Origin of the sequence: Asanoa sp. WMMD1127 (genome assembly GCF_029626225.1) — a bacterium.
Taxonomy (GTDB): domain Bacteria; phylum Actinomycetota; class Actinomycetes; order Mycobacteriales; family Micromonosporaceae; genus Asanoa.
The window spans coordinates 6,629,718-6,647,097 of the sequence record NZ_JARUBP010000001.1 but is presented as its reverse complement, the minus strand read 5'-3'; the positions used below and the strand labels follow the sequence as shown (position 1 = coordinate 6,647,097).

Below are 17,380 nucleotides of genomic sequence, written 5' to 3'. Positions count from 1 at the left end.
CTTCTCTCTAGGGATGGTTTGACCATGACCGACGACCACGCTTCGCTCGACGCCGCCCTGGAGGAGGTCATCGCCGCCGCGCGCGCCCACCTGACCGCGGTGAAGGCCGCCGAGGGCCGCGTCGACGACGACGACGTCTGGCAGGCATATGTGGCGCTCAACAACGCGTCCTACCACTACGACGAGCTGCTGCTCGACGCCTTCGGCGAGGTCACGCCCTGGGACGTCGAGTCGATCGACCCGGACGAGATCGAGGGCCAGCTGGGCGCCGCCACCCTGGCGGAGGGCGACGAGGCCCGCGACGCCCACCCGCACGTGATCTCGGTCCGCCAGCGCCGCGACTACCGCGTGCCGAGCGTGGTGGCCCTGGTCCGCCGGGCCGAGGAGGCCCGCTCGGAGGTAGGGCCGGAAGAGGCCGGCGGCCCGGTCGAAACGGTCGGCGAGGCGGTCCTGGAGCTCCTCCAGGCGGGTGACGGTTCGTTGAGCGCGCTCGACGTGCCGGAGCTCGAGCCGCTGGACGGGGTCGTCATGGTCAGCGAGGTGACGGCGGCGCTTGACCTGGAGGTCTACGAGGAACACGACGCCGCGGGCCCGTTCAGCCACAGCGGCCAGGACCGTCTGGTGGGCCGCCTCGACGAACACCCGTTCCTGCCGGGCGACCTCGACCTCGACGGCACCCTGCCGGAGGACGCCGAGGAAGACGACGACAAGGACGAAGACGGCCCGCGCAACGCCTGACGATTCGAAAGTCGCTGCGACCCCTGCTCCCTGCGGAGCGGGGGTCGCTGCTTTCACGTGCCCGAAAGCCTGATCACCTGGCCAGCCGCTGCTCTCCGGTGCTGCGGTCGCAATCCGCGATGGGCGGGCGGCGCGTTATCGCCGGGCGGCTGGTGGACGCCGCCGTCCGGTGGGTCTTGCTCCTGGCTCGCTAGGCGCACCCAGGGCCGGCCGGGTGGGGCCGGCGGACCGGTCCGCTAATAGCTAAGGCCCGGCTGCGTCTTGTTGACGAGGCGGCGCCGCAGCATGACCTGCCGCGTGCCGTCCCGGAACAAACGCACCCGGGCCAGCTCCCAGCCGGAGAACTCCGCCTGGATCGCGAGCTGCGCCTCCGCGGTCGACCGGTCGACATTCGGTGGTAACCGCAGGGGCGCGTATTCGTAGTCCATGGCACCTATCCTGCCCACTCTCCGTGGGCCGGCACCAGCCCTTCCCCCAACCAGCTGGCCACCCGCCAACGGCCCAGCCCGACCCGCCAGCCGAAACCGGACAACCACCCCTCAGCGGCCGAATCCAACCTGGAGCAAGATCGAAACCCGTCTTGATCAACCGCGGAGCCCTTCGCGGCCGTGGGCCGGGGAGGCCGGCGGCTTTGCAGCCAGGAGCCGCATGGACCACGTCCCGCGAGCAGTCGACAACGGGTGCGCGGCCGGCAGCCCGAGTGAGGCGGGCCGACCAGGTGCCGCCAGGATGGGCGACAGGTTCGTGCCGGGCACGGTTCGAGCGTCAGCCAGGTGCGCCGGTTCGATTGGGCGCCGCGAGCAGCGACAACGGGGTCCGCTCTGGCCCCGGCCGGACCGTCATCACCGGGCGCGCCGTGACCCGTCGGCAGGCCGCGCCATCCTCCACCCGGGCGGGGGAGGCAGGGTCTCCGGGTCCGTACATGGTTTCGCATGTGGGTACGTGCCGAAGCATGTCCGCTCCGGACGACCATCCCCCGGAGGAGACCTCCGCCACCCGGGACCCCGCCCGGCGCAGCTCCGCTTGATCTTGTTCGGGTGCTGGTTAGGCTGGCGGGATGCAGTCTTGGACCGGGCACGATGTGCCGCGGCTACCGGGTGTCGGTCAGCCTCTCGTGTTGTTCGACTCGGCGCGGCAGGGCGCCCATCCCACGGACCCGGACCGGGAGACCGGGGCCACGATGTACGTCTGCGGCATCACCCCCTACGACGCCACCCACCTCGGTCACGCCGCCACCATGATCACCTTCGATCTGGTGCAGCGGGCCTGGCTCGACGCCGGCGTTCCTGTCCGATATGTCCAGAACGTGACCGACATCGACGATCCGCTCCTCGAGCGGGCCGAGCGCGACGGCGAGGACTGGGTCGTGCTCGCGATGCGGGAGACCGCCCTCTTCCGCGAGGACATGGAAGCCCTCCGGATGATTCCTCCGGCGCATTACGTCGGCGCCGTCGAGTCGATTCCCGCCATCGTCGACCGGGTCGTCGAGCTGCTCAACGACGGCGCGGCCTACACGCTCGACGACGGCACCGGCGACGTCTACTTCGACATCTCGACCACGCCGAACTTCGGGTACGAGTCCAACCTCAGCCGCGACGAGATGCTCGTGCTCGCGGCCGAGCGCGGCGGCGACCCCGAGCGCAAAGGCAAGCGCGACCCGCTCGACCCCCTGCTCTGGCGCGGCGCCCGCGACGGCGAGCCCGCCTGGCCTGGTGGGCCGCTCGGGCCGGGGCGCCCCGGCTGGCACATCGAGTGCGCGGTGATCGCGCTCGGCCTGCTCGGCGACACGATCGACGTGCAGGGCGGCGGCAACGACCTGCTCTTCCCGCACCACGAGTGCTCCGCCGCGCACGCCGAGCGGCTGACGGGCAAGGCGCCGTTCGGGGCCCACTACGTGCACGCCGGCATGATCGGGCTCGACGGCGAGAAGATGTCGAAGTCGCGGGGCAACCTGGTCTTCGTCTCCCGCCTGCGCGCCGACCATGTCGACCCGATGGCCCTGCGCCTCGGTCTGATCGCCGACCACTACCGCGGCGACCGCACCTGGACCGACGACCTGCTCAAGACCGCCGAGGACCGGCTGGCCCGCTGGCGTGCGGCCGCCGCCGCCACCGCCGGGCCGTCGGGGGCTGACCTGCTCGCGGGGGTACGCAGCCGCGTCGCCGACGACCTCGACACCCCGGGCGCGCTGGCCCTGGTCGACGCCTGGGCCGACGCCACCCTCGCCGGTGCCGGCGACGACCCGGACGCCCCGAAGCTCATGGCCAAGACGGTCGACGCCCTCCTCGGCATCACCCTCAAGCCGACCGCGCTCTAGGCGCCGGTCACATCGGAGGCCAGGGCACCGACGGCCAGTCGGTGCCCGGCTCCGGGAAGCTCGCGTTCTCGAGCAGCCGGCGCACCCGGCCCCGCAGCCGGCCGACCTCGTGGCCCGTCAGGTGCGCCCGCAGCGCGGTGCCGAGCGCGCCGCGCAGCTCGGACGTCAGTCGCCCCAGCACGTCGACCGCCTCGTCGGGCAGCACGGCGCCGGTCCAGCCCCAGAGCACCGTACGCAGCTTGGGCTCGACGTTGAACGTCACGCCGTGGTCGACGCCGTAGACGCGGTCGTCGGGGCCGATCAGCACGTGGCCGCCCTTGCGGTCCGCGTTGTTGATCACTATGTCCAGGACCGCCAGGCGGGCCAGGCGCGGGTCGTCGGCGTGGGCCAGCGAGTAGGGGTTGCCGTCCTCGTCGCGGGCCGAGGCGATCCGCTTCCAGCCGGTCGGCAGCTGCCGGGCCGGCACGAAGTCGACCAGCGGCTGCGCGCCCTCGGGCTCGTCGATCCAGAGCTGGCACATGCCCGGCCCCAGCGGCCCCTCGTCGCGCAGCAGCGTCGGCGGGACCAGGTCCCAGCCGGTGGCCGCCGACACCAGGTAGGCGCTGACCTCCCGGCCGGCCAGCGTGCCGTCGGGGAAGTCCCACAGCGGCCGCTCGCCGCTGATCGGCTTGTAGACGCAGCGCGCGGTGACCCCGTCGAGCGACACGAACGCCCGCAGCGTGGTGTTGGAGGCGTCGACCAGCCGGCCCTCGAGCTCGAGCTCGCCCGAGCGCAGCAGGGTCAGTGCGTCTGGCTCGGGAAGCCGGGTCGGAGCGTCCACCGGCGTGGCGCCGTCACCGGTGATAGCCATTGTGGCGCGGGCAGAGATGCCCGCGGGGGTCGAGCGGCTGGCCACAGAGCGGGCAGGGCGGGCGGCCGGCGGCCACCACACGCCGGGCGCGGCTGATGAACTCGCGGGTGGCCTGTGGCGTCAGCCGCACGCGGAGCCGGTCGAGGTCGTCGTCGGGCTCGTCATCGTCGTCTTCGTCTTCCTCGACGGCCTCGGCCTCGGCGTCCTCGACGTCAAGCTCGCCTTCGCCGGCCGCGATCGCCTCTATCACCACGGTCGCGGTGTCGACGTCGAACGCCAGGCCCAGCGTGCCGACCCGGAACTCCTCGTCGACGGGGCTCTCCAGCGGCTCGTTGTCGCTGGAGGTGGTCGGCTCCTCGGGCGGCAGCTCGAGGTCGACGCCGAACCGGCGGGCCGCCTCGGTGAGCAGTTCCTCGAGCTTCTCGGCCAGGAGGGCGACCTGCACCTTCTCGAGCGCGACGCTGACCACGCGGCCGCCACCGCGCGCCTGCAGGAAGAAGCTGCGCTCGCCGGGTGGTCCCACGGTTCCAGCCACGAACCGCTCCGGCGGCTCGAACGCGTGCACCTGGTGGGTCATAAGAAGAACCCTATCCGCCCACGCGTACGCCTGCGTAGCGCACTGCCTCGAATGTGGGGAGCGGATCAGCCGCGTTCGCCCAGAGCGAATCTCACGCCGCCCCGGCGCCTCCGCCGACGACCGCGTCCGACGAGGTCGCGGCGCTCTTGCGCGGCCGGCGGCGGCGTTTCGGCGGCACCAGCGAGGCCAGCTCGCCGCCGGTGTCGTTGAGGCGCATCAGGAACGGGCGGGTGGGTGTGTAACGGATCACGGTCACCGACGCCGGGTCGGCGACGATCCGCTGGAACTGGTCGAGGTGCAGGCCGAGCGCGTCGGCCACGATGGCCTTGATGATGTCGCCGTGCGTGCAGGCGAGCCACAGCGCGTCCGGCCCCTGTGTCTCGTTGACGACCCGGTCCCAGCGGCGCACCGCACCGACCGCCCGGGCCGACATCGCCGCCATCGCCTCGCCGCCGGGGAACACCGCGGCCGACGGGTGCAGCTGGACGACCGGCCACAGCGGATCCTTGGCCAGCTTCTTGAGCGGCTGGCCCTCCCACTCGCCGTAGCCGCACTCGATGAGGCCGTCCTCCACGCTGGGCACCGTGTCGGGCAGCGCGAGCTCCAGCGTCTGCCGGCAGCGGATCAGCGGGCTGCTCACCACCATCGCGAGCGGCAGGCCGCGCAGCCGCGCGCCGACCGCGACCGCCTGGGCGCGACCGGTGTCGTCGAGCTCGACGGGCTGCCGGCCGGCGAGCCCACCGTCGGCGTTGGCGGTCGTGCGGCCGTGCCGCAGGAGCAGAAGGGTCGCCACGCCGACGACTCTACGTCGCGGAGATGGTGCCGTTGATCAGCAGCGCGAGGACGATCGACCCGACCGCGACCCGGTAGAGCACGAACGGGTAGAACGTGTGTGCCGACACGTACTTGAGCAGCCAGGCGATCGAGGCGTAGCCGAGGCCGAACGCGATGATGGTGGCGACGATCATCTGGGCGCCGGAGGGCACGAGACCGCCGCCGCTCTTGTCGAACACGTCGGGGAGGCTGAACACGCCCGACATCACCACGGCGGGAATGGCCAGGAGGAACGAGAATCTCAGCGCCGCCTCGCGGGTCAGGCCGAGGAACAGGCCCGCGCTCGCGGTGCCGCCCGAACGGGACACGCCGGGGATCAACGCCAGCGCCTGGGCCAGGCCCATCGTCACCGCGTCGGGCATCTTGAAGCGTTCGAGGTTGCGGGCCTGCCGTCCGAAGTACTCAGCGAACGCGAGGACGAACGAGAAGGCGATGAGGACGATCGACACCAGCCAGAGGTTGCGGGCGGCGGTGCGGATCTGGTCCTTGAACGCGAAGCCGATGATGCCGATCGGGATCGAGCCGATGATGACGTACCACGCCATCTTGTAGTCGAACTCCTTGCGCGCCGACTTGTCCCAGATGCCGACGACCCAGGTCTTGGATATTCGCCAGATGTCCTTGGCGAAGTAGAGAAGCACGGCGGCCTCGGTGCCCAGCTGCGTGACCGCGGTGAACGAGGCGCCGGCGTCCTGACCGAAGAACAGCGCCGAGGTGATCCGCATGTGCCCGGACGAGCTGATCGGCAGGAACTCGGTGAGCCCCTGCACGATGCCGAGCACGATCGCCTCGGTCCACGTCATTCCCCGACCCCCGACTTGTCCAGCGCCTCAGCCACCGTACGCAACGTCCGCACGCCCGTTTCCGCGTCCGCCACGAACGGGTTCACCGACAGGGTGGTGACACCCGATTCGGCGTACGCCCGCATCCGCTCGGCGATCCGGTCCTTCGTGCCGAGCAGCGAGGTGCGGTCGATGAACTCCAGGGGTACGGCGGCCGCCGCGTCCCGCTGGCGCTTGTCGAGGTAGAGGTCCTGCACCGTCCTGGCCGCGTCGGCGTACCCCATGCGGATCGCGAGGTCGTTGTAGAAGTTCTGCTTGCGGCTGCCCATGCCGCCGACGTAGAGGGCCGCGTACCAGCGGACGAGCTCGGCGGCGTTGGCCACGTCCTCGCCGATGACCACCGGGACGCTGGGCACGATGTCGAAGCCGTCGGGCGTCAGGCCGGCCTTCTCGCGGCCGGCCTTGACGCTGGCGTGCTGCTCGGCGGCGAACTCGGGGGAGTAGAAGACGGCCAGCCAGCCGTCGGCGATCTCGCCGGCCAGCTCGAGGTTCTTGGGGCCGACGGCGGCGAGGTAGATCGGGATGTGCTCGCGCGGCGGGTGGAAGCCGAGGCGCAGCGTCTTGCCCGGGCCGTCGGGGAGCGGGAGGGTGTAGTGCTCGCCGGCGTACTCGACCGGCTTGCGGCCGACGGCCAGCTTGACGATGTCGACGTACTCCCGGGTGCGGGCCAGTGGCTTGCCGAACCGGACGCCGTGCCAGCCCTCGGAGACCTGCGGACCCGACACGCCCAGGCCCAGCCGGAAGCGGCCGCCGGACAGGTTGTCGATCGTGGTCGCCGTCATCGCGGTGGCGGCCGGCGTGCGGGCGGGGATCTGCATGACCGCCGCGCCGAGGTCGATGGTCGACGTCTGGCCGGCGAGCCAGGCGAGGGTCGAGGGCGAGTCGGAGCCGTACGCCTCCGCCGCCCACACGACCGTGTAGCCCAGCCGCTCCGCCTCCTGCGCCATCGCCAGATCGGTCGCCGGCGAGCTCCAGGCAGTCTGGTAGCCGAGGTTGAGTCCGAGTTTCACCGTGCCCCTCCCCAATGCCGCCGTGAGGGGCGACGCGCGATTAGGGTACGAAACCCCCGTGCCCGGTCTCGCGTGAACCCTAGGTGCATCATGCACCGACCGGCCGGCTATCCGGGCGCGGCGCGGCGGCATAAGGTGCACCCATGCAGCAGCGACCGCTAGGCCGTAGCGGGCTCGCGGTCTCCCGGCTCGCGCTCGGCACCATGACGTGGGGTGCCGACACCGACACCGACGACGCGGCGGCCCAGCTCAAGGGCTTCGTCGACGCGGGCGGCAACCTCGTCGACACGGCTGACGTCTACGGCGACGGCGAGGCCGAGGCCGTCATCGGCTCGCTGCTGGGCACGTTGATCTCCCGCGACGACCTGATCATCGCGACCAAGGGCGGCCTGCGACCCGGGCCGGGACGGCGTCGCGACGGGTCGCGCGGGCACCTGCTGAACTCGCTGGACGCCTCGCTGCGCCGGCTCGGCACGGACCATGTCGATCTTTGGCAGGTCCACGGGTACGACGAGACGACGCCGCTCGAGGAAACCCTGGCCGCTCTGGACTATGCGGTGCTGAGCGGCCGGGTGCGCTATGCGGGGGTCTCGAACTTCGCGGGCTGGCAGACGGCGCGCGCCGCGGCCTGGCAGCAGGCCCTGCCGGGGCGGACGCCGGTGGTGGCGACGCAGGTGGAGTACTCGCTGCTGGAGCGGGGGATCGAGCGGGAGGTCCTGCCCGCGTGTGCTGCCCTTGGTCTCGGGGTGCTGGCCTGGTCGCCGCTGGGGCGTGGGGTGCTGACGGGGAAGTACCGCCACGGTCGGCCGGCCGACTCGCGGGCGGCGTCGCCGCACTTCGGGCCGTTTGTCGCGACTTATCTCGATTCGCGATCCTCGGCGATCGTGGAGGCCGTGGCCACCGCGGCCGGGGGCCTCGGCGTGTCGCCGTTGGAGGTGGCGCTGGCCTGGGTCCGCGACCGTCCGGGGGTCGTGGCGCCGGTCCTCGGGGCCCGCACCGTCGGCCAGCTGTTGGGCGCCCTGAAGGTCGAGGAGATGAGCCTCCCGGCCGAGATCGAAACGGCCCTGGACGACGTGAGCGCGATCCCGATCGGCTACCCGGAACGCGACTCCTGACCGGCCCGCCGGAAATCCTCACCGGAAGTTAGGAACGGCCCGTTCCTATGCGGAAAGCGTTAGGAACGGGCCGTTCCTTCGGCTCAGGAGCCGAACCAGCCCGGGACGTCGAGGCGGAAGGCCTCGGCGCCGGTGACGGTGACGAGGTCGGCTTCCAGCTGGCGGAGGCGGTCCGGGCCGATGCGGACCGCCCACTCGGTGCGTAGCTCGTCGAAGATCTCCGCCGATCGGGTCAGCACCTCGACGCCGCGGTCGGTGAGGCGAACCAGTTTGCGGCGGGCGTCGGTGGGGTCGGTGTCGCGCCGCACGTAGCCCTGGCGTTCCAGGCCGTCGAGCGTCTTGCCGGCCGCCTGCTTCGACACGCCGAGCCGGCGGCCGAGCTCGACCGCCGTCGTGCCTTCGAGGCCGATCGCCTGGAAGACGAAGCCGTGCAGCGGCCGCAGGTCCGGATGCCCCTCGCGGGCCAGTTCGGCGTGCACGCCGTCGATGAGCTGCCGGAAGCCCACGAAGAGCCGCAACGGCAGCAGGTAGCCGGCCTCGGTTGACACGATTAGACAACCTGGTTTACGTTTTGGACAACCACGTTGACTATCTTACGGGAGCGCAATCATGAATGTCATCCGTCATGACCAGACCCGTCGCGCCGAGACGCCGGCCGGAGTGATGACCACCCTGGCTTCGCCGACGCTCGGCGGCGCCACGCGGCCGGTCTGGCGGGTCGAGATGCCGGCCGGCAGCGCGGGCCCGGTGCACACGATCGACACGGAGCAGATCTGGACGGTCCTGTCCGGCGGCGCGGCGGTCCGCCTCGGCGCCGCCGACCCGGTCGGGATCGCCACGGGCGACACGCTGATCCTGGCGCCGGACGTGGAACGCCAGCTCACGGCAGACGCCACCAAGGGCCTGACCGCGATCGTCACCAGCGCCGCCAACAGCACGGCGACCGCGGGCGTCAACCGCGTGCGACCGCCCTGGACCGTCTGAGACCGCGCCGGGAGCACGGCCACTGCGGGCGGCAACCGCCCTGGACCGTCTGAGACCGCGCCGGGCGATGCGACGCCGCATCGGAGCGGCCCGCCGCGGTGAGGCGCCGGACCGGGCCGCGGGTCAGCCCAGCGCCAACCCGGGCTCGTCGTCCGGCAGTTCCTCGGCCGGACCCGGGATCTTGTAGTTCTCCGTCAGCGTCGTCATCGGCCCCGGCCAGGTCGCCTGGCTGACCTCGATCGCCCGGTGCTTGTCGTCGAACGCCACATGGAGCAGATGCAGGACCGGCGTGTCGCCACGGATCTGCAGGATCTCCGCCTCGTCGCGGTCCGGTTGGCGGGCCGTGATGACGTCCTTGGCGGTGGCGTAGCGGCGGCCGAGGGCTTCTTCGGCCTCCTGGTACAACGGCCGGCCGAAGCCCTCGAACCGTTCCAGGCTCGTGCCCGCCGCATCCTCGACCCGGAACCACGCCGCGCCGATCTCCACCGGGACGTCGTCCGTGCGGACCAGGTGGCGGCGCACCAGCAGCGCGGTGCCGTCCGGCACGCCGAACGCGTCGGCGACCTCCGGCGGCGCCGGCGCCCGGCCCACCTCGGTCAGGTGCTGCCGATAGCGGGCCGCCAGGTCGGCGTGGTAGCCGCGGTGCCCGCCATAGCGGCCCCGGGACAGGCGGTTGAGGCGGCGTTTGGTGCCGCGGACGTACGTACCCGAGCCGGGTTTGGTGATCAGAACGCCTTCGACCCGGAGCTGGTCGATGCTGCGCTGCAGCGTCTGCTTGGCCACGCCGAACGTCTCCGCCAGCGCCGGGATCGACGGCAGCCGCTCGCCCGCGGCCCAGTCGCCCCGCCGGATCTGGGCCTTGATCTGCTCGGCTATCTGGCGGTGCGGCACCTCGGCCGCACCCGGGTTGCTCTGCATGGCATGACCTCCCGCGGCACGATGATCCTAGGATGCACCATTCCGCGGGCGGCCATGCCGACGCGACACGCGTCTACCAGGAACCAGCGGTCGGACCCGCCGAGCCACCGCGGCGCCGCAGGTACTTCTCGAACTCCTGGGCGATCTCGTCACCGCTCAGCGGCTGGATGCCGGCGTCGCCCGCCCGCTCCTCCAGCTCGCGCACGTATTCACCCAGCTCGGCGTCCTGCTCGGCCGCCGACCGGACCCGCTGCTCCCACTCCGCCGCCTCCTCGGCCAGGTCGGCCATCGGCACCGGCAGGTCGAGCACCTCTTCGACGCGGTGCAGCAGGGCGAGCGTGGCCTTGGGGCACGGCGGGTTGTTGGCGTAGTGCGGCACGTGCACCCAGAACGACAGCGCCTCGACCTCGGCGCGCTGGCAGGCGTCGTGGAGGACGCCGACGATGCCGGTCGGGCCGTCGTACCGCGTCGGGGTGAGCTGGTAGCGCTCCGCGGCGTCCTTGTCGGACGCGCTGCCGCTGATGGGCAGGGGCCGGGTGTACGGGACGTCGGCGAGCAGCGCGCCCAGCAGCACCACGCGGTCGATCTCGAGGCTGTGGCACAGTTCGAGCACCTGCTCGCAGAACGTGCGCCAGCGCATGCTCGGCTCGATGCCGCGGATAAGCACCACGTCGCGGTCGGTGCCTGCCGGACTGGCCCGCAGGAACCGGGTCGTCGGCCACTCGATGCGCCGGGTCTCGCCGTCGGCCATCGTGATCGTGGGTCGGCTGACCTGGAAGTCGTAGAAGTCCTCGGGGTCGAGCGCGGCGATCTCGGTGGCGCCCCACACCTGCTCGAGATGCTCGACGGCCGCGGTCGAGGCGTCGGCGGCGTCGTTCCACCCTTCGAACGCCGCGATCGCGACCGGGCGCCGCAGCTCCGGCAGGCCGTCGAACTCGGTCATGCGGCCACCTCCGTCCACCGTGTCGTCGCCGTCGCGTTGCTGGTCCACAGGTTCACCCAGCCAGCCTACGTGGCGGCGCCAGCGAGGGCTCGGCGGCGCGACGCGGGTGGGTGCCCGGGAGCGACCCCGGTCACAGGGAGGGAACGGGTTGGATCATCGCTTCCTACGCGAATCGGACTACGCCGTAGCCTATGAGGGTGTCGAACTCATTCCTGGACGCGCTCGCCAGCCGGGTTCTGATCGCCGACGGCGCCATGGGCACGATGCTGCAGGCCGCCGACCTGACGCTCGACGACTTCGAGGGCCACGAGGGCTGCAACGAGGTGCTCAACGTGACCCGGCCCGAGGTGGTCGGCGGGGTGCACGACGCCTACTTCGCGGCCGGCGCCGACTGCGTCGAGACCAACACCTTCGGGGCCAACCTCGGCAACCTGGGGGAGTACGGCATCGAGTCCCGGATCCGCGAGCTCGCCGAGGCCGGTGCCCGGATCGCCCGCGCGTCGGCGGACCGGTTCGCCACCACCGAGCGGCCGCGGTTCGTGCTCGGCTCCATGGGCCCCGGCACCAAGCTGCCGACGCTTGGCCATGCGGCCTATCGGACCCTGCGCGACGCGTACCAGGAGAACGCCCTTGGTCTGATCGCCGGCGGCGTCGACGCGTTGATCATCGAGACCTGCCAGGACCTGCTGCAGCTCAAGTCGGCGGTGACCGGGGCGCGCCGGGCGATGGCCGACGCGGGGCGCGAGGTGCCGGTGATCGCCCACGTGACGGTCGAGACCACCGGGACGATGCTGCTCGGCAGCGAGATCGGCGCGGCCCTGACCGCTGTCGAGCCGCTCGGCGTCGACCTGATCGGCCTGAACTGCGCGACCGGGCCGGCCGAGATGAGCGAGCACCTGCGTTATCTGGCGCAGCACGCCCGCGTACCCCTGTCGGTCATGCCGAACGCCGGGCTGCCGCAGCTGACCGCGGACGGCGCGCACTATCCGTTGACGCCGGACGAGCTGGCCGCGGCGTTGGGCGAGTTCGTCTCGGACTACGGCGCCGCGCTGGTGGGCGGGTGTTGCGGCACCACACCGGCACACATCGAACGGGTGGCCGAGGCGTTGGGCGCCGGCGCGCCGCGGGCGGCCCGCGAGGCCGTCGTCGAGCCGGGCGTGTCCTCGATCTACCACCACGTGCCGTTCGTGCAGGACGCCGGCGTGCTGATGGTCGGCGAGCGGACCAACGCCAACGGCTCCAAGGCGTTCCGCGAGGCGATGCTGGCCGGCGACTGGCAGGCGTGCGTCGAGATGGCCCGCTCGCAGGCCCGCGACGGCTCGCACCTGCTCGACCTGTGCGTCGACTACGTCGGCCGGGACGGCGCGGTCGACATGAAGGAGCTGGCCGGCCGGTTCGCCACCGCGTCCACACTCCCGATCATGCTCGACTCGACCGAGCCGGCCGTGGTCGAGGCAGGGCTGGAGATGCTCGGCGGGCGGTGCGTGGTCAACTCGGTCAACTTCGAGGACGGGGACGGGCCGGCCTCACGGTACGCGCGGGTGATGCCGATCGTGCGCGAGCACGGCGCCGCGGTGGTCGCGCTGCTGATCGACGAGGAAGGCCAGGCGCGTACGGCGGAATGGAAGGTCCGGGTCGCCCGCCGGCTGATCGACGACCTCACCGGCCGATGGGGACTGTCGCGTTCGGACATTCTCATCGACGCGCTCACCTTTCCGATCGCCACGGGGCAGGAGGAGACGCGCCGCGACGGCATCGAGACCATCGAGGCGATCCGCGAGATCGCGCGGCTCTATCCCGGCGTCAACTTCACGCTCGGCATCTCGAACATCTCGTTCGGGCTCAACCCGGCGGCGCGGCAGGTGCTCAACTCGGTGTTCCTGCACGAATGCGTGTCCGCCGGCCTGACCAGCGCGATCGTGCACGCGAGCAAGATCCTGCCGATGTCGCGGATCCCCGACGAGCAGCGCTCGGTCGCGCTCGACCTGGTGTACGACCGGCGGCGGCCCGACTACGACCCCGTGCAGGAGTTCATCGCGCTGTTCGAGGGCGTCGACGTGGCCTCGGCGCGGGCGTCGCGGTCGGCCGAGCTCGCGGCGCTGCCGCTGGACGAGCGCCTGAAGCGACGGATCATCGACGGGGAGCGGTCGGGGCTGGAGGCCGACCTGGACTCGGCGTTGGAGTCGCGGTCGGCCCTCGACATCATCAACGACACGCTGCTCGACGGGATGAAGGTCGTCGGCGAGCTGTTCGGCTCGGGCCAGATGCAGCTGCCGTTCGTGCTGCAGTCGGCCGAGGTGATGAAGAGCGCCGTCGCCTGGCTGGAGCCGCACATCGAGCGGGCCGACGACGACCAGGGCAAGGGCCGGATCGTGCTGGCCACCGTCAAGGGCGACGTGCACGACATCGGCAAGAACCTGGTCGACATCATCCTGTCCAACAACGGGTACGAGGTCGTCAACATCGGCATCAAGCAGCCCATCGCGTCGATCCTGGAGGCCGCCGAGTCCCACGACGCCGACGCGATCGGCATGTCGGGCCTGCTGGTGAAGAGCACGGTGGTGATGAAGGAGAACCTCCAGGAGATGCTCTCCCGCGGGGTCGCGTCCCGGTGGCCGGTGCTGTTGGGCGGCGCGGCGCTGACCCGGTCCTATGTGGAGGACGACCTGCGGTCGCTCTACTCCGATGGCGAGGTCCACTACGCGCGCGACGCGTTCGAGGGTCTGTCCTTGATGGACCGCGTGATGACGGCGCGGCGGGGCGGCGGTCCGGTGGTGGACCCCGCGCGGGAGGCGGCCCTGGCGGAGCGGCGGGCCCGGCGGGAGCGGCAGCGCTCAAAGGTCACGGACAACCTGCCGTCGTTGGCGGACGACTCGGTCCGGTCGGACGTCGCCTCCTCGGTCGACATCCCGACCGCGCCGTTCCTCGGGACGCGGGTGGTCAAGGGCGTGCCGCTGGCCTCGTACGCGGCGTTGCTGGACGAGCGGGCGCTGTTCCTGGGCCAGTGGGGCCTGCGCGGCGCCCGAGGCGGGGGACCGTCCTACGAGGAGCTGGTGGAGACGGAGGGCCGCCCGCGGCTGCGGTACTGGCTGGACCGCCTGGCCGCCGACCACGTACTCGAGGCGTCGGTGGTCTATGGCTATTTCCCGGCCCGGTCGTCGGGCAACGACCTGATCGTGCTCTCGCCGGACGGCTCGGCGGAGCTGACCCGCTTCTCGTTCCCGCGCCAACGCCAGGAGCGCCGGCTGTGCCTGGCCGACTTCTTCTCGTCGTCCGCACCGGACGTGGTGGCCCTGCAGCTGGTCACGGTCGGCCAGCCGATCAGCGAATACACGGCGAAGCTGTTCGCCCGCAACGAGTACCGGGACTACCTGGAGGTGCACGGCCTGTCGGTGCAGCTGACGGAGGCGCTGGCGGAGTACTGGCACCAGCGGGTCCGCTCGGAGCTGGTGCTGCCGTCGGGTGAGACGGTCGCGTCGGAGGACCCGCCGACGTTGGCGGGCCTGCTGCGCACGGAATACCGCGGGTGCCGCTACGCCTTCGGCTACCCGGCCTGCCCCGACCTGGAAGACCGCGCGAAGGTGGTCGACCTCCTGGAGGCGGGCCGGATCGGCGTGACGCTGTCGGAGGAGTTCCAACTGGTCCCCGAACAGGCCACGGACGCCATCATCGTCCACCACCCGGAAGCCAACTACTTCAACGCGAAGTAGCCGTCCCGCGGCGGGCGGCGGTGCGGAGCGCGATGATGCCGCCGGCCAGCGCGCCCGCGACGGCGAGGGAGAAGGCAGTGATCGCCGTAAGGGCGCGGGCTTTGGCCCCGTAGCCCCACGGCGGCTCACCGACCGCGCCGGCGGTGTCGCACGTCAGCCGATGGGCGCCGGCGGGTTGGGCCCGGACCAGCGTGGTCCCGCGCCACGTCCGCCCGTCGGCGTCGAGGTCGACCGCCTGGTCGGGCTGCGAGATCAGCTCCACGCCGGAGGGCCCCGTCCCGTCGACGCGTTCCACGTCGCAGCGGGGCTGGGCCGCCGCGTCGCTGGTCCAGATCATGGCGAGCCGGGCGTCGTCGAGATGGACGGTGACGGGCCGGCCGGCGTCGAAGCGCTGCCCCAGGTCGCCGCCGACGGGCAGGCCGAACCAGAGCAGGCCGCCGGCGAGCATCCCCACCGCGGCGACCACGATCGCGGCGGCATAGCCGCGCCGGAAGCGTGTCATAGCCGCCATGATGGGCCGTGCGTCCGCCGGCCGCTGCCCCGAACCGGCGGCCCTGCATCGCTAGCCCCAGGGGCGCAGCTTCTCCGGGTTGAGCACCGCCCAGATGCGGCTGATCCGGTCGCCGGCGACGTCGAACGCCATCACCACCACCGTGGTGCCGTCCAGCACGCCCACCAGGCCGGGGTCGCCGTTGACGGTGCGCTCGACCAGGGTCACGCCCGAGGCGCGTACCGCCAGGTTGGCCATGTAACGCGCCACATCGGGGCCGCCGACGATGGGGTGCGGCGCGGCGTTGACCACGCCGCCGCCGTCGCCGACCGCGGTCGCGTCTGGGTCGAGCAGGCCCACCAGGCCCTCGATGTCCTGTGCCTCCCAGGCCCGCTTGAAGTCGCGGACCAGGCCGGCCCGCTGGGCGTCCGGGGCCGTCGACGGGCGGGCGTCGCCGATTCGCTTGCGGGCGGAGGAGGCGAGCTGGCGACAGGCGGCCGGCGTACGCCCGACGATCTCGGCCACCTCCCCGAACGGGTAGCGGAAGACGTCGTGCAGCACGAACGCGACCCGCTCGGCCGGGGTCATCGAGTCGAGCACCACCAGGAACGCCATGCTGACCGACTCGTCGAGCGTCACGCGGTCGGCTGGGTCGGTGACGCCCGTCGCGTTCTCGGGGAGCGGCTCGGGCACCCACTCGCCGACGTAGCGCTCGCGCCGCGCGCGGGCCGACCGGAGCTGGTCGAGGCAGATCCGGCTGGCCACCGTGGTCAGCCACGCGCCGGGTGACTCGACGGCCTCCTGTTGCGCACGGGACATGGCGTACCACCGCGCATAGGTCTCCTGCACCACGTCCTCGGCGTCGGCCAGGGAGCCGAGCAGCCGGTACGCCACGTTGATCAGCTGCCGGCGCTCGCTCATGATCTCGTTCAGGTCCGCCATCGTCGTCTCCCTCTCCCTACCTTGCCCGACGAGACGGCCCGCCGAGATGTGAGCCTGACATTCCACGGCGCCGCCTCGTCGTACCCGGCATGAACATCGCCCTGTGGCGCCGTGGCCTGGGGTCGCTTCGGTCCGCAGTCGTTCACCAGTTGAGGAGTTCAGTCATGACCGATTTCCGGACGATCGCCGACCAGGTCGAGATCGACGCGTTGCGCGCCGAGTACACGGACGCGGGCCTGCTGCGCGACTACGACCGCTTCGCGGAACTGTTCACATCGGACGGTGTGATGCGGATCCCGGACGCGGGCGTGGAGCTCGTCGGCCGGGCCGCGATCCGGGCGGGCATCGAGCGCCTGCAGGAGTTCTGGGAGTTCTTCCTGCAGCACACGCACGCGGGCGCGCTGACGGTGACCGGCGACACGGCCACGGGCCGGGCCCACATGCACGAACTGGGCCGCATGCGCGACGGCGGCTCACACGTCAACTACGCGATCTACCACGACCGCTACGCCCGTACGCCCGAGGGCTGGCGGTTCGCGGAGCGCACCTACGAGATCCGCTACCACGACAGCACCCCACTGTCCGGCACACCCGGCCCGGCCTACCTGACGTCCCGCCCCTCCGTCTGACGCCGCGTGGCGCTACCGTGAGGCGTGCGGAAGAAATCGACGATTCTCTTCCTCGTGGCGGTGTCGTGCGTGGGCTGCGGGGCTGACGGGAGCGTCTCCGCGGCGCAGACCTCGCCCACGTTGCTTGTCCATGACGTGCGGGGCCGGGGCGACGACGCCGCGGTGGACGGGTATGTCCGCTATCTCGAGGGCGCCGACTGCTTCGTACTGGAGGCGGTCGGCGGGGGTGGCGTCCGCAACGTCGCCGTGTGGCCGCCCGGAACGACCGTGTGGCTGCGCGGCGGGGCCGTGGCCGGCGTGCGCGTGCCCGACCGGGATCCCATCGCGCTCGGCGGCCGCGTCACCGGCAGCGGCGGGTACGCGAACCCAACCACCAGTGAGCTGGACCTGCCCGCCGTGGCGCCGGATTGCCTGAGCGGCGGGGGAGAGTTCGTGATGGTCCACCGCCTCACACCGTGATCCGTTAGCCGGGCGCCGACTG

At 71.9% G+C, this 17,380-nt stretch carries 18 protein-coding genes; 7 read left to right on the top strand and 11 right to left on the bottom strand.

Going from position 1 to position 17,380, the window contains the following annotated elements:
• Positions 1–24 precede the first annotated feature (24 nt).
• Entirely contained in the window at positions 25–738 is a 714-nt protein-coding gene (locus O7635_RS31760; RefSeq protein ID WP_278084176.1) for a hypothetical protein, read from the top strand.
• 236 nt (positions 739–974) lie between these two features.
• Here the strand turns inward: O7635_RS31760 and O7635_RS31755 are convergent, their stop codons facing one another.
• On the bottom strand, positions 975–1,166 hold the full coding sequence (locus tag O7635_RS31755; protein WP_278084175.1) for a DUF5703 family protein: 192 nt from the start codon (positions 1,164–1,166) through the stop codon (positions 975–977).
• A 629-nt stretch (positions 1,167–1,795) separates the two neighbouring features.
• Between O7635_RS31755 and mshC the strand changes: the two genes are divergently transcribed.
• Positions 1,796–3,055: a cysteine--1-D-myo-inosityl 2-amino-2-deoxy-alpha-D-glucopyranoside ligase gene (mshC, locus tag O7635_RS31750; RefSeq protein ID WP_278084174.1), complete on the top strand. Its 1,260-nt coding sequence runs from the start codon at positions 1,796–1,798 to the stop codon at positions 3,053–3,055.
• 7 nt (positions 3,056–3,062) lie between these two features.
• On the opposite strand, the gene O7635_RS31745 is transcribed toward mshC, so the two are convergent.
• The 5 genes from O7635_RS31745 to O7635_RS31725 form a co-directional block, all read right to left on the bottom strand.
• A complete protein-coding gene (locus O7635_RS31745) occupies positions 3,063–3,875 on the bottom strand; it encodes an SCO1664 family protein (protein ID WP_278084173.1) in 813 nt (270 codons plus the stop codon).
• A 13-nt stretch (positions 3,876–3,888) separates the two neighbouring features.
• Positions 3,889–4,482: a DUF3090 domain-containing protein gene (locus O7635_RS31740; protein ID WP_278084172.1), complete on the bottom strand. Its 594-nt coding sequence runs from the start codon at positions 4,480–4,482 to the stop codon at positions 3,889–3,891.
• Between the two features lie 91 nt (positions 4,483–4,573).
• Positions 4,574–5,275 (bottom strand): histidine phosphatase family protein, encoded by a 702-nt coding sequence (locus tag O7635_RS31735; RefSeq protein WP_278084171.1) that lies wholly within the window; start codon positions 5,273–5,275, stop codon positions 4,574–4,576.
• Between the two features lie 10 nt (positions 5,276–5,285).
• On the bottom strand, positions 5,286–6,119 hold the full coding sequence (locus O7635_RS31730; RefSeq protein ID WP_278084170.1) for an undecaprenyl-diphosphate phosphatase: 834 nt from the start codon (positions 6,117–6,119) through the stop codon (positions 5,286–5,288).
• On the bottom strand, positions 6,116–7,168 hold the full coding sequence (locus O7635_RS31725) for an LLM class F420-dependent oxidoreductase (protein ID WP_278084169.1): 1,053 nt from the start codon (positions 7,166–7,168) through the stop codon (positions 6,116–6,118). Before O7635_RS31725 ends, O7635_RS31730 begins: the two co-directional genes overlap by 4 nt.
• A gap of 143 nt (positions 7,169–7,311) precedes the next feature.
• Here O7635_RS31725 and O7635_RS31720 point away from each other — a divergent pair, with 143 nt between their 5' ends.
• Complete coding sequence (locus O7635_RS31720) at positions 7,312–8,283, top strand: aldo/keto reductase (protein WP_278084168.1); 972 nt, start codon at positions 7,312–7,314, stop codon at positions 8,281–8,283.
• 83 nt (positions 8,284–8,366) lie between these two features.
• Here the strand turns inward: O7635_RS31720 and O7635_RS31715 are convergent, their stop codons facing one another.
• Positions 8,367–8,831 (bottom strand): MarR family transcriptional regulator, encoded by a 465-nt coding sequence (locus tag O7635_RS31715; protein WP_278084167.1) that lies wholly within the window; start codon positions 8,829–8,831, stop codon positions 8,367–8,369.
• Positions 8,832–8,892: 61 nt separating this feature from the next.
• Between O7635_RS31715 and O7635_RS31710 the strand changes: the two genes are divergently transcribed.
• Positions 8,893–9,267 (top strand): cupin, encoded by a 375-nt coding sequence (locus tag O7635_RS31710; protein WP_278084166.1) that lies wholly within the window; start codon positions 8,893–8,895, stop codon positions 9,265–9,267.
• 123 nt (positions 9,268–9,390) lie between these two features.
• Here the strand turns inward: O7635_RS31710 and O7635_RS31705 are convergent, their stop codons facing one another.
• Together O7635_RS31705 and O7635_RS31700 are read right to left on the bottom strand one after the other, a co-directional pair.
• Positions 9,391–10,185: a GntR family transcriptional regulator gene (locus O7635_RS31705; RefSeq protein WP_278084165.1), complete on the bottom strand. Its 795-nt coding sequence runs from the start codon at positions 10,183–10,185 to the stop codon at positions 9,391–9,393.
• 73 nt (positions 10,186–10,258) lie between these two features.
• Complete coding sequence (locus O7635_RS31700) at positions 10,259–11,128, bottom strand: PAC2 family protein (RefSeq protein ID WP_278084164.1); 870 nt, start codon at positions 11,126–11,128, stop codon at positions 10,259–10,261.
• 197 nt (positions 11,129–11,325) lie between these two features.
• On the opposite strand from O7635_RS31700, the gene metH reads away from it, so the two are divergent.
• Complete coding sequence (gene metH, locus O7635_RS31695; protein WP_278084163.1) at positions 11,326–14,838, top strand: methionine synthase; 3,513 nt, start codon at positions 11,326–11,328, stop codon at positions 14,836–14,838.
• On the opposite strand, the gene O7635_RS31690 is transcribed toward metH, so the two are convergent.
• Together O7635_RS31690 and sigJ are read right to left on the bottom strand one after the other, a co-directional pair.
• The gene (locus tag O7635_RS31690; RefSeq protein WP_278084162.1) at positions 14,825–15,340 is read right to left on the bottom strand and encodes a hypothetical protein; all 516 of its coding nucleotides are present in this window, start codon (positions 15,338–15,340) and stop codon (positions 14,825–14,827) included. The genes metH and O7635_RS31690 overlap by 14 nt on opposite strands.
• A 60-nt stretch (positions 15,341–15,400) precedes the next feature.
• On the bottom strand, positions 15,401–16,270 hold the full coding sequence (gene sigJ / locus O7635_RS31685) for an RNA polymerase sigma factor SigJ (protein ID WP_278084161.1): 870 nt from the start codon (positions 16,268–16,270) through the stop codon (positions 15,401–15,403).
• 164 nt (positions 16,271–16,434) lie between these two features.
• Here sigJ and O7635_RS31680 point away from each other — a divergent pair, with 164 nt between their 5' ends.
• Both O7635_RS31680 and O7635_RS31675 read left to right on the top strand, forming a co-directional pair.
• Positions 16,435–16,899: a nuclear transport factor 2 family protein gene (locus O7635_RS31680; protein ID WP_278084160.1), complete on the top strand. Its 465-nt coding sequence runs from the start codon at positions 16,435–16,437 to the stop codon at positions 16,897–16,899.
• Between the two features lie 24 nt (positions 16,900–16,923).
• On the top strand, positions 16,924–17,358 hold the full coding sequence (locus O7635_RS31675) for a hypothetical protein (RefSeq protein ID WP_278084159.1): 435 nt from the start codon (positions 16,924–16,926) through the stop codon (positions 17,356–17,358).
• The last annotated feature ends 22 nt before the right edge of the window (positions 17,359–17,380 follow it).

Bases quoted from the DNA above. Each gene is read 5' to 3' on its own strand.
- O7635_RS31755 (WP_278084175.1), bottom strand. From the start codon at position 1,166: ATGGACTACGAATACGCGCCCCTGCGGTTACCACCGAATGTCGACCGG.
- O7635_RS31760 (WP_278084176.1), top strand. From the start codon at position 25: ATGACCGACGACCACGCTTCGCTCGACGCCGCCCTGGAGGAGGTCATC.
- O7635_RS31720 (WP_278084168.1), top strand. From the start codon at position 7,312: ATGCAGCAGCGACCGCTAGGCCGTAGCGGGCTCGCGGTCTCCCGGCTC.
- O7635_RS31700 (WP_278084164.1), bottom strand. From the start codon at position 11,128: ATGACCGAGTTCGACGGCCTGCCGGAGCTGCGGCGCCCGGTCGCGATC.
- O7635_RS31730 (WP_278084170.1), bottom strand. From the start codon at position 6,119: ATGACGTGGACCGAGGCGATCGTGCTCGGCATCGTGCAGGGGCTCACC.
- mshC (WP_278084174.1), top strand. From the start codon at position 1,796: ATGCAGTCTTGGACCGGGCACGATGTGCCGCGGCTACCGGGTGTCGGT.
- O7635_RS31710 (WP_278084166.1), top strand. From the start codon at position 8,893: ATGAATGTCATCCGTCATGACCAGACCCGTCGCGCCGAGACGCCGGCC.
- O7635_RS31740 (WP_278084172.1), bottom strand. From the start codon at position 4,482: ATGACCCACCAGGTGCACGCGTTCGAGCCGCCGGAGCGGTTCGTGGCT.
- O7635_RS31705 (WP_278084165.1), bottom strand. From the start codon at position 10,185: ATGCAGAGCAACCCGGGTGCGGCCGAGGTGCCGCACCGCCAGATAGCC.
- O7635_RS31680 (WP_278084160.1), top strand. From the start codon at position 16,435: ATGACCGATTTCCGGACGATCGCCGACCAGGTCGAGATCGACGCGTTG.
- sigJ (WP_278084161.1), bottom strand. From the start codon at position 16,270: ATGGCGGACCTGAACGAGATCATGAGCGAGCGCCGGCAGCTGATCAAC.
- O7635_RS31690 (WP_278084162.1), bottom strand. From the start codon at position 15,340: ATGACACGCTTCCGGCGCGGCTATGCCGCCGCGATCGTGGTCGCCGCG.